The sequence below is a fragment of the Psychrobacter sp. SCQQ22 genome (genome assembly GCF_015864605.1).
Lineage (GTDB): Bacteria > Pseudomonadota > Gammaproteobacteria > Pseudomonadales > Moraxellaceae > Psychrobacter > Psychrobacter fozii.
The window spans coordinates 53,006-64,333 of the sequence record NZ_JADYWZ010000002.1 but is presented as its reverse complement, the minus strand read 5'-3'; the positions used below and the strand labels follow the sequence as shown (position 1 = coordinate 64,333).

The following is an 11,328-nucleotide window of genomic DNA, read 5'->3' as shown; positions in this document are numbered from 1 at the left end:
TCATCTTTACCTCCATCTCTTTATCTATTGAATTCACGATTTGACTCAGTTTTGATTCCATCATTTATTGTCGCCTATTATTTTAGCTCAGCTCACATAGGATAAGCGCATGCCCTCTCAAAAAGACCCTTCCTCACATTCAGAAAATAGCGCCCAAGAGCCATCGGCTCACAACGCACTAGAAGCTGCAGGTATTGATTCAGCAGCCATGAGCTATCCAAAAAACCCAGATTTTGAAAACGGTCGTTGGTTTCCAACTTGGCGTTCTTATCAGGGTGATTTGGATCGTGATCCAGTTGGTATCAATGAATACTTGCCACCATCAAAAAGTGTATTGCTAGGTGTACAGCACACGTTTGCGATGTTTGGGGCGACGGTACTGGCGCCATTGCTAATGGGTTTTGATCCTAACTTGGCTATTTTGATGTCAGGTATCTGTACTGTGATGTTTTTTATGATCACAGGCGGGCGTATGCCAAGTTACTTGGGCTCAAGCTTCGCTTTCATCGGTCCAGTCATTGCTGTTACCGCGTATGCAGGTGCAGGGTTCAATGATAATTTAAGTGTCGCTTTGGGTGGCATTATGGCGTGCGGTATCATCTATTCGTTGATTGGACTGCTGGTGATGAAAACAGGCACCGGCTGGATTGAGCGTCTGATGCCACCTATCGTTACTGGTGCTATCGTGATGATTATTGGTCTTAATTTAGCACCAGTGACTATTCAGGGAGTGTCTAGTAATCAGTTTGACGCTTGGATGGCGACATTGACGGTACTATTGATTAGTGGTGTGGCTGTGTTTACAGGTGGTATGTTGCGTCGATTACTACTATTGGTTGGTCTGATACTGTCGTATCTTGCCTATTTTGTAATGACTAACGTCCTAGGCTTTGGGTCGCCGATTGATTTTAGTAGTGTGGCAGCCGCTTCATGGTTCGGTTTACCAACGATTCATACGCCTAGTTTTGATAAAAATGCCATTATTCTTATTGCGCCTGTGGCCTTTATTTTGGTCGCTGAAAACTTAGGGCATTTTAAAGCCGTTGAAGGCATGACCAAGGCTCGTGTAACGCCTTATATGGGTCGCGCATTTTTTGCAGATGGTTTAGCGACGACTTTTTCAGCAGGATTTGGTGGTACAGGTGTAACCACTTATGCCGAAAATATTGGTGTTATGGCAGTGACTAAAGTATATAGCACGACGATATTTGTTGTAGCGGGTGTGGTTGCCATCATACTTGGGCTATCACCAAAGTTTGGTGCCATCATTCAGACGATACCAGGGGCATTATTGGGCGGCGCGTCCATCGTCGTGTTTGGCTTAATTGCACTTGCAGGTGTGAAAATCTGGATAGACAATCATATTGATTTTAGCAAAAACAGCAACTTAATTATTGCTGCGGTCACTGTCATCATGGGCACAGGTAACTTCAGCTTACACCTAGGTGGTTTTGATTTGGGCGGTATCGGTACAGCTACGTTGGCAGCTATCGTATTAAATGCATTGTTTAATCAAAGTGCTGAGATGAAGGCTGCTAATAAATCGTTAGCTAAATAATAGGTTAAGTTTCAGAGTATTTATCGAATATCTGAACTAAACTGATAGTTTTAAAAAAGCACCCATGCTATCGATAGCATGGGTGCTTTTTATTGGATAAAATTGCCAAGATTATTTATACTTACGTTTATAAAAGCGTGCAAAAAACCGATAACGGCGTAGGGCACGTGGTTTGGGCTTTAACGATCCTAAATAAATGGCAAACATGGTCAATAATGCGCCGCTCCATTGCAAGGTATTGATAGGTTTGTCTAGCCAGCTATAGTCAATTATCAATGCGGCTACTGGTTCACTCAATAGGAGCAATCCTGTCAATGCCAGTGACATCTTAGGGATAGAGTAAGCAATCAGGCCCCATGCCAAGCATTGCATGACGGCTCCATAAATCAGTATCCACCCAATCTCAGACCAGGTATTGGGTAATATGTGTCCCATATCAAATATGAACATCGGTACAATCATGGCTAATACGCCACCAATACTGACCAATTGCATCAATACAAATATGGGTGTGGGTTCTGTGTCATGAGTTTTGCGAATAAAGGTCATAGAAGCAGCTAGCATAGCTCCTGATAGAATACCCGTCACAAAGCCCCAAATGGCATCTGTGTTATGTGCAAACTCAGGGCTGCCAATCATGGCCACACCCAACATGGCAAGGCACAAGCTGATCAGTTGCAAGATAGACTGACGCTCTGCAAAATACAAAAATCCGATAGCGGCTAAAAAGAAAATCTGTAAGCTATTAAGCAGGGTTGAAATACCAGGTCCGACCGCATAAATACTCTCATGCCATAGCGCCAAATCTAACCCCAAAAACGCCCCTGACAATAAACCATAAATGATGGCACGCCTTGAACGTGGCAAATGTTGCCCTGTTAGTTTGGCCAGTACGGTAAATATGACACCAGAGATGGCCAGTCGCCAAAAGGCCATTGCCCAACCGCCCACATCCACATGAGCCACAATCAAACTACCCAAACCAAAAATGATACAGCCGATGACCAAGCCGATAGATGCAGAGCGCGAAGAGGTCACTGCCATAAATTATCCTTACTTTAATACTTATGACTAAAGTGATGTTACGTTGTTGGAGTGATATCATTTATAGACAATAAAATGATGGTAATAGTACGACAAGCTAATTTGAGTAATGCTCGATTTTATATAAGTCTCACTGTAAACGTTTTGGCTTAAAAAATGAATGCCTTGCTAGGCAATTAGCAAACATTTTTAAAGAAAAACAAGAATCATAAAAAAATATTAGAAATAAATAGATTAAGGTTTTTATTCGGATAGCTGTACTATGACATTGTCATGCTAGCAATCTTAAAACTAGGTAGCTATTCGCTATTTATCAATGTGAGGGTTTATAATAGTCATAAGTTATAAGGGCGTGTCATCAATTAGCACATTAATACATTTAGTGGCCTTAAAATGGCTAAACATCGTTAGAAATTTTGTCAATATATTCATATTAATGGCAATTTCTTCCTTGTTTATCTACAATTTCTCTCATTTTAAGCCTCACAATCTAATCGATGACACGCCCTAGCATGGGCTTACTATATTCACTAGGTGATGGCACTATATTAAGTGTGTTAATCGCATTAAGTGCGATATTAGTGCTAAGTGAGTTGTCAGCCAGTCGTGAAGGTTTAAAACGCCACCATACTTTTAGTTTAGGGTTATTTATGCGTCAACGTTCTTTGTCTTTTTCACCATTATCTGCTTTAGTCCGTTTATGGTCATCTCCAACATATGCGCTTTACCTGTGTCTTGGAGCTTTATTGGCCATTGTGATGGGTATGCCCGCGCATGCTGCAAGTTGTAAATTGCCCAAGAGCTATTATAAAAACGTCTCTTGTACGTCAAGTAGCGGTTATTTTTTGGCAATAAAAGATTTCGGTGCGCCAGTGGCTTTGATTAATAGTAAAGGCAAAGCTGTCGTTGATTTATCACGTTATCAAGAGATCAAGGCAGATAAAATCGCTGGCGGCCTAATCCCCGTACAACGCAGCAATAAAGTTGGTTACATCAATATGCAGGGTCGTGAGGTTGTGCCAGTCGTTTATGACCTATTAGGTGAGTCAGCAGGCTGGGCAAGAGGAGTCTCGGAAGGCCGTATAGTCGTGAAAAAAAATGGTAACTATGGAGTAATTAACACCGCCAATAAAACCATTGTGCCATTTTCGGCAGCGATTAGTGATATCGATGATTATCGAGGTGGCGTAGCTCGCGTCAATAAAAGCCGAGCAATCAGTTGGTTGGATAAAAACGGCAATACGACCAGTGATCCAAATGGCAAAGATGATGATGGACCCTCTTCATCAGAATCTAATTCTGCCAAATCCGGTCTTGCCCAATCAAAGACAGCACCTCTCAATCGTTTTACGACATTGCAGCCGAGCCAACAAGATGGTAAGTGGGGTTTTGTTGATGATAATAACGTGATTATGATTACGTATTCGTTTGATGAGGTGCAGTCATTTTCCGAAGGCTTAGCTGGCATACGAATTGGTAAAGACTGGGGGTTTCTCAGTCTTGGTGGTGAGCTTGTGATTCCGTTTCGTTTTTCTGACAGCGGTGTGTCTGAGAATGACAGCTACAAAGGTAAGCCTGCGTTTGTATTTACGGATGGTAAGGCGTGGATTGGTAATCTAAAAAATGGTAATAAAATGTGCATTGATAAAGAAGGGACTAGTATCAGTTGTGAGTAGAGGCTGCCCTTATGTTTAAAGACCCATGTAAAATATTTAGGTCGTATTCTAGCAATAAAAAAGAGTGTAAGCCTATGAGTTGATAATAGGTTTTACACTCTTTTTTATGTGAAGCAGTTAAGCCACTAGCGTTTTAAAAACTATTTTTCTAATAAGTGCGAGCCAATCAAATCAACCATATATGGCTGATAATACTCAGGAATGTCATGCGCCATGCCTTCGATTAGATGGAACGTGGCATTAGGAATGGTCTTGGCAACGACTCGGCCCTGTGACGCAGGAATTAAGCCATCTGCGCTACCATGTAGCACGATAGTCGGTGCTTTGACTTGTTTGCTAAACCGGCTGATAGAACCTGATGCCAAAATAGCGTTGAGTTGTTGCACCGTACCGAGCGGATGAAAATTGCGTTGATAGCGAATTTTGGCAATTTCACGCACCATACGCACATTGACATGTCCGGGTGTGCCGACGGTTTTCATAAACCAGACGCTATGACGCACAATATCACGCTCAGAATGGCTTTCAGGACGATTAATGAGTGTGTATAGCTGCTTTGGTTTTGGTGGCTTTAAAAAAGCACGGTTGGTCGTGGTAAACATCAATGCCATGCGTTGTACTAGGCTTGGATAACGTGCCGCTACGATTTGGGCAATCATACCGCCCATAGAAGCGCCTATTATGTGTGTTTTACCCAACTGCAGTGCCTTAATTAAGCGCACGGTATCCTCTGCCATGTCTGTCAAATTATAAGCAACTTGCGTACTTTTATTAGACAGACCTGTTTGCAAACGCATCATCATTTTTAGTTGACTGATACGCGGTAGACCATCAATTTGAACTTTAGAAGACAAGCCAATATCACGATTATCAAAACGAATCACAAAGAATCCCGCATCAATAAGGCGCTTAATGAAGTTATCTGGCCAAAATATCATCTGTGAGCCAAGCCCCATAATCATCAGCAGTGGTGGGTTATTAGGATTGCCACCAGCCTCGACACAGAGTTCAATACCATCACCGATGTTAATCATCGATTGATACAGGTGTTTGCTCAAGTCAGAGTCGCACCATTGATGCGCGCCAAACTTTTGCCACTCAGCAGTAGGGTAGCTCCCTACGCTGTCATCAAGGCTTGCAGATGGCTTGGCACTTACTTTGGCATTATTGATATCATTTGATATAGTCATGAAGTGTCCTAATTAGCGAGTCGTCTACTACAGCTCAATCATCTCAAAATCAAGCTTTCCTACACCGCACTCTGGGCACGTCCAGTCATCAGGGATGTCATCCCATTTGGTACCTGGTGTGATTCCTTCTTCTGGGCAGCCGAGCTCTTCATCATATATCCAGCCACAGACAATACATTCATAACGTTTCATAAATAGTCCTATCGATCATTACTAGTGTTACAGTGCGCTATTGACACTTATATTTGGGATTACAGTCATTATATTAGACTGCGAAAGCGCACGTAGTTTAGCATATAACCGTGATTTTCGTAGTTAAGTTTACACTTGTATATTGAGATTGCTTTGCTTTTATCAAGAGAGAGATTGGTTCTGTCCCAAAACTGATAAGCGACAAGCCTGATAGCCTAGCCTCAATGCTAATATCGATTATGCTATAATGACTGCCACTAAACTCACCGTATTAGCCATCATTTATCGTTGATACAGTATCATCCAGTTACTATTCAGTTATTGTCTAAGCCATATAAGCTAAGGGTTGTCCATGAGCACTAGTGCCGCTGCTACATCTACAAACACCGAAAACGAGCCGTCTAATATGCTCAATACCGATCATCCATTTTGGCAAGTTATTCGCACAGTACCAAACTTCCCAAAAGTTGGCATTGATTTTTATGATATTACACCGTTACTGCGCAGTCATATCAACGAGGTCATTGATGCATTACTTGCCGCACTGCCAGAAGGGTTGATGGACGAGGTAGATTGTTTTGGGGCTGTAGAAGCACGTGGGTTTGTGTTTGCAAGTTTGCTGGCAGGCCGTTTGGGCAAGGGTATGATTTTGCTACGTAAACCCGGTAAGCTGCCACCACCCGTTGCGAATAAAGCCTATGCTTTAGAGTATGGTAAAGATACGCTGGAAATGCAAAATAATTTGCCGCCTGAGCGTGTATTGCTGGTTGATGATATCTTAGCGACTGGTGGTACGCTAACCACTGCTTATGAGCTGTGCTGCTCAGCAGAACATACTGTCGTTGGTGCTTTGGTATTGCTAGACTTGATTGATTTGCATGGTGAATTTCCAGTACCTGTTTATACGGTGTTGAAAGCTTAGCAGTAGTATTTACAGGCTAAAATACGCCCTAGGTATTTAAAATAAAAAAGCGCGCTGATATTATTCAGCGCGCTTTTTTATTTTAAGCGGTTTCTTTGGCTTGCTCGTAGTTTTCACAAGCTTGTTCTACTAGTGTCCGTCCGACTGTATTGGGCGTCGTGGTTTTAAAGTCCTTGGTGGTTAGTATTGGCTTTTCTGACTGCCAAGAGGCCAATACTTTATCCTTAGCTCCGTAGTTCACATAGGCACGTCTGTAGTAACTGGCATCTTTGCAAGAAATTAGTAGTTGCTGGTCGCTATGATGAATGTTGTCTTTTTTTGCTTTGTCTTTCTTGACGTTATCTTTTTTTGCGTTATCTTCTTTCGGCTCATTCGTTTGTGTAGGATAGGTTCGACGAATAGACACAGTGATATTTTCGACGTCTTTTTCGTCTATGATATTGATGTCGGAGCCTTCGATAGATTCCAAGTCTAAGCTAAAAATTGATCCAGTTTGACTCTCTGATACTTTTGACCAGTCCACTGCATGCGCACTGACTGCGAGAGCACCGCTTACTAATAACATTGATAGCCGCTTCATAATCAAGCCTTGCTTCTGGTTGTTGGAAATGGGCCATAATAGCCAACTTGCTATTAGCAGGCAACTTTCTTTTATTGCCTGTTGTTACAGTTTGCAGAGTATTATCGCTATTAGTGGCTGCGCCAGTGACTGCATCAGTGATTGTGAATCTTAACTTCGTGTTTTAACTTCGTGTCTTAACTACGTATAGTCGCTAGCATCTTAGCAAGCTCATCACGCGCATTGATAAAACCATCGATACCTTTTGGTAGTAAGTCTTGTGTGACCGTATCTTTTTGATAGGCCGCACTGAACTCTTCGTGCGTCAAACTCACGCGGGTCATATCTGCCATATCCAATGACATGCTCGATGACAGCTGCTGCACGACTTCAGTGTCCATCGCTGCAAGCTCATCAATGAGATTAGGTGCAATGGTTAATAGGTCACAACCTGCTAGCGCCAGTATCTGCTCTGTTGAGCGGAAGCTTGCTCCCATGACTTGGGTGTAATAGTCATGCTGTTTGTAATATTGGTAGATACGCTTCACTGACTGTACGCCCATGTCGTCAGAGGCTGGCACGTTTTGGCGATTCTGTTGGCGTTTTTGCCAGTCTAGGATACGACCCACGAACGGTGATATCAATGTCACGCCAGCATCGGCACACGCAATCGCTTGGTGCTGTCCAAACAATAGTGTCAGATTACAGTGGATATTTTGGGTCTCAAGATAGCGAGCAGCTTCAATACCCTGCCAAGTCGCGGCCATCTTAATCAACACACGGTCTGAGTTGATACCTGCCTTTTGATAAGCGTCCATAAACGCTAAGGCTTTATCAATCGTTGCTTGAGTGTCATAAGACAAGCGTGCATCGACTTCGGTAGATACTCGGCCTTCGATGAGTTCTAGAATATCACAGCCAATCTGAATGGTAAGTGCATCAATCACAGCATCTATATCGCCATTATGGCGGCTCATGGTTTCTGATAGCATGCCTTGATTATCAGGATGGATGAGTGCCTTGGTGATTAAGCTTGGGTTGGTGGTTGCATCGATAGGTTTTAGACGCGCAATGGCGGTAAGGTCTCCGGTATCAGCGACAATGGTGGTCATGGTACGAAGCTGTTGTAATGCGTTCATCTAATATCCTCTATTTTTCAATTTATAATGCCATTCATTAATTGGTTGTTTTCTTATTTATAGTGCTATCTGTTGTTGGTTTTAAACTGTAACACAGTTTTGAGCCAATATTGCCCCATAGTTTGACCGTGCATTTCTGTCATATCTTATAACTTTGCTAATATTCACGGGTTTACACGTATTTACACATGGGCACTGACCATAGTTTTTGTTATAGTAGAGCGGGTCAGTGGTTTGGCCGCTACATTTGCTAGCTGATGTATTGTCAGCCTGTCGCAACAGTGCTAGACAGGTTTAGGCAGTTAACGTGTTTTTGATAGATTATTTGATAGAATGTCATTTATCCTAAGCATGATTGCTAGAATGCTTTATCTCAATAGCGATATCTTAACAGCGACTACCTAAACGTTTATGAATTTTGACGATATGCCAAGTATTTAGAACCAATATATTAGTATTTATATTAGTAGTACCTAACAGTTATAAAACTCAGTAATAATATTAGAAAAAGGATGGGCGGTAATGAGTGAGCAGTCACCAGAGCAAAACATAGATAACCTAAATCAGGGCATTGCAGGCACTAGCGATACCGCGACTGAAAAAGAGTTTTTGAATAATATTCGTCAAAACATCGATGCAGTAGACTGTGAAATTCAGACGTTGATTAATAACCGTGCCAAGCTGGCTCAGCAAGTGGCCGCAGTTAAGAAAAATCATATTGCTAATAGCTCGGCGACTGAAAGTAGCAATCCTATTTTTTATCGTCCTGAGCGCGAAGCTCAAGTGCTAAAAGCTGTCATGGAGCGTAACGCTGGCCCAATCGCTGATGAAAAGATGGCACGTTTATTCCGCGAAATCATGTCAGTTTGCTTGGATTTAGAAGCGCCGCAACGCATTGCGTTCTTGGGTCCTGTTGGCACCTTTACGCATGCTGCCGCGCTTAAACATTTTGGCAAGGCTGCTGACACGGTACCGATGACGACCATTACTGATGTGTTCCGTGAAGTGGAAGCGGGCACAGCGATGTATGGTGTGGTACCTGTTGAAAACTCTTCAGAGGGTGTGGTCAACCATACTTTAGATGGCTTTTTATCGTCTACCTTAAAGATTATTGGTGAAGTTGAGCTGCCTATTCATCAGAACTTCTTGGTCGCTGAACACACTAAGGTAGAGGCGTTAAGTCGTATCTATTCTCATCAGCAATCATTGGCACAATGCCGTCATTGGCTCGATGTAAATTTCCCTAATGTTGAGCGTGTTGCTGTATCGAGTAATGGTGAAGCGGCGCGTCGTCTGAAAAACGAATGGCACTCAGCTGCGATTGCCGGCGATGTAGCGGCGGCAGAGTATGACCTACATAAGCTCTACTCAAACATCGAAGACAATCCAAGTAATACCACACGTTTCCTCATCATTGGTCATGAAGCGATTGCGCCATCAGGACAAGACAAAACCTCTATCGTCGTCTCTGCCCATGATAAAGCAGGCGCGCTAATCGAGATACTCAAGCCATTGTCTTATCATGGCGTGTCTATGACCAGTATCGAAACACGTCCTGAACGTCCTAATAAGTGGGCATACGTTTTCTTTATTGATATGGACGGTCATATTGACAATCCAAATGTCAGTGCGGCCATCAATGATATCCGTCCATTAGTGAAAGATTTACGTGTATTGGGCTCATATCCAAAAGCGGTATTATAGATCTCATAAGCGCTATCGTTATACGCTACTGTCTTTAAGCTATTGTCTTTCAGTCATAGCGTATAACAACTGGTCGCCACCACTAAGATTCACAGGCTTAACCCATAATAGGTGCGTTCTCACATCTAAGGATAAATCATGCAATCATCTCAGTCGATAGAGTCAAGCTTGTCACCGCTTGTACCTGCCTATGCCAGTATTTTATCATTGGCACCTTATCAGGCAGGCAAGCCAGTAGAAGAATTAACGCGTGAATACGGCATCTCAGATGTGGTGAAGCTTGCGAGTAATGAGAATCCAGTAGGGTGCTCGCCGAAAGTCACGCTCGCAATTACTGAGCAACTAGGACAGCTGGCACGTTATCCTGATGGTAATGGCTATTATTTAAAGCAAGCATTGGCTGATTTTAATGACGTCAATGTCGACCAGATTACCTTGGGTAATGGTTCTGATGATTTGCTTGATATCTTGGCGCGTAGCTTTGTTGGTGCTGGTGATGCGATCGTTTATAGTCAGTATGCCTTTGTGGTGTATTCGATGTTAGCGAAGATGCAAGGTGCTATGGATGTGGAAGTGCCTGCTCAGCGCTTTGGTCATGATCTGAAAGCCATGAGCCAAGCGGTTCAGGACAACCCTAATACTAAGCTCGTGTTTATTGCCAATCCTAATAACCCAACAGGCACTCAGCTTGCGCATAAAGAGTTGTACGCGTTTATGGCGAGTGTGCCAAGCTCAGTCTTGGTGGTGTTAGATGAAGCTTATATCGAGTACAGCCCTGAAAGTAACAATCGGGCGCTGCTCGACGAGTTTGATAATGTCGTCATCGTCCGTACTTTTTCCAAAGCGTATGGATTGGCTGGCTTGCGCGTTGGTTATGCTCTGAGCTCAGTCGCCGTTGCTGATCTACTGAACCGTATTCGTCAGCCCTTTAATGTCAGTCGTATCGGTTTGGCAGCCGCAGCCGCCGCACTTGCGGATCAGGACTTTATTGAAAGAACGCGTCTGATGAATGATGAGCAAATGCGTTGGTTGGAAAAGCAGTTTGATGCGCTAGGGTTAGGGTTTATCAAGTCACATGCTAACTTTATTATGGTAAAAATAGAGGTTGAGATGGAAGATATAACTGCTGCTTCTATCCATGAAGCGTTACTAGAGCAGGGTGTTATCATCCGTCCATTAGCTGCTTATGGTCTACATAACTGGCTACGTATCACTGTTGGTTTAGCAGAAGACAATCTACGCTTAATCGATACGTTACGCTCTATTTTAACTGACGATTAAATAATACTATTCGTGTATTTTTAAAGTAAGTCAAACTACCCTTAAATGTATAACGAGAACGTG

Annotated in this window: 10 protein-coding genes; 5 read left to right on the top strand and 5 right to left on the bottom strand. The window is 42.8% G+C overall.

Going from position 1 to position 11,328, the window contains the following annotated elements; translation table 11 throughout:
- Positions 1 to 208: 208 nt before the first annotated feature.
- Positions 209 to 1,558, top strand: a complete 1,350-nt coding sequence (locus I6E84_RS03075) for a solute carrier family 23 protein (protein WP_413786934.1) — start codon at positions 209 to 211, stop codon at positions 1,556 to 1,558.
- 111 nt (positions 1,559 to 1,669) lie between these two features.
- On the opposite strand, the gene I6E84_RS03070 is transcribed toward I6E84_RS03075, so the two are convergent.
- Entirely contained in the window at positions 1,670 to 2,602 is a 933-nt protein-coding gene (locus I6E84_RS03070; RefSeq protein WP_197216071.1) for a DMT family transporter, read from the bottom strand.
- Positions 2,603 to 3,114: 512 nt separating this feature from the next.
- Here I6E84_RS03070 and I6E84_RS03065 point away from each other — a divergent pair.
- Complete coding sequence (locus tag I6E84_RS03065) at positions 3,115 to 4,278, top strand: WG repeat-containing protein (protein ID WP_227681284.1); 1,164 nt, start codon at positions 3,115 to 3,117, stop codon at positions 4,276 to 4,278.
- A 140-nt stretch (positions 4,279 to 4,418) separates the two neighbouring features.
- Here I6E84_RS03065 and I6E84_RS03060 read toward each other — a convergent pair whose 3' ends face one another.
- Positions 4,419 to 5,468, bottom strand: a complete 1,050-nt coding sequence (locus I6E84_RS03060; protein WP_197216070.1) for an alpha/beta fold hydrolase — start codon at positions 5,466 to 5,468, stop codon at positions 4,419 to 4,421.
- A 27-nt stretch (positions 5,469 to 5,495) separates the two neighbouring features.
- The gene (locus I6E84_RS03055) at positions 5,496 to 5,660 is read right to left on the bottom strand and encodes a rubredoxin (RefSeq protein ID WP_197216069.1); all 165 of its coding nucleotides are present in this window, start codon (positions 5,658 to 5,660) and stop codon (positions 5,496 to 5,498) included.
- A 406-nt stretch (positions 5,661 to 6,066) separates the two neighbouring features.
- Between I6E84_RS03055 and I6E84_RS03050 the strand changes: the two genes are divergently transcribed.
- Positions 6,067 to 6,582, top strand: a complete 516-nt coding sequence (locus tag I6E84_RS03050; RefSeq protein WP_413786933.1) for an adenine phosphoribosyltransferase — start codon at positions 6,067 to 6,069, stop codon at positions 6,580 to 6,582.
- Between the two features lie 82 nt (positions 6,583 to 6,664).
- Here I6E84_RS03050 and I6E84_RS03045 read toward each other — a convergent pair whose 3' ends face one another.
- Both I6E84_RS03045 and I6E84_RS03040 read right to left on the bottom strand, forming a co-directional pair.
- On the bottom strand, positions 6,665 to 7,162 hold the full coding sequence (locus tag I6E84_RS03045) for a hypothetical protein (protein ID WP_197100339.1): 498 nt from the start codon (positions 7,160 to 7,162) through the stop codon (positions 6,665 to 6,667).
- A 176-nt stretch (positions 7,163 to 7,338) separates the two neighbouring features.
- Entirely contained in the window at positions 7,339 to 8,280 is a 942-nt protein-coding gene (locus tag I6E84_RS03040) for a transaldolase (RefSeq protein WP_110922887.1), read from the bottom strand.
- 522 nt (positions 8,281 to 8,802) lie between these two features.
- Here I6E84_RS03040 and pheA point away from each other — a divergent pair.
- Both pheA and hisC read left to right on the top strand, forming a co-directional pair.
- A complete protein-coding gene (gene pheA, locus I6E84_RS03035; protein WP_110922886.1) occupies positions 8,803 to 9,984 on the top strand; it encodes a prephenate dehydratase in 1,182 nt (393 codons plus the stop codon).
- Positions 9,985 to 10,122: 138 nt separating this feature from the next.
- The gene (hisC, locus tag I6E84_RS03030; protein ID WP_197216066.1) at positions 10,123 to 11,265 is read left to right on the top strand and encodes a histidinol-phosphate transaminase; all 1,143 of its coding nucleotides are present in this window, start codon (positions 10,123 to 10,125) and stop codon (positions 11,263 to 11,265) included.
- The last annotated feature ends 63 nt before the right edge of the window (positions 11,266 to 11,328 follow it).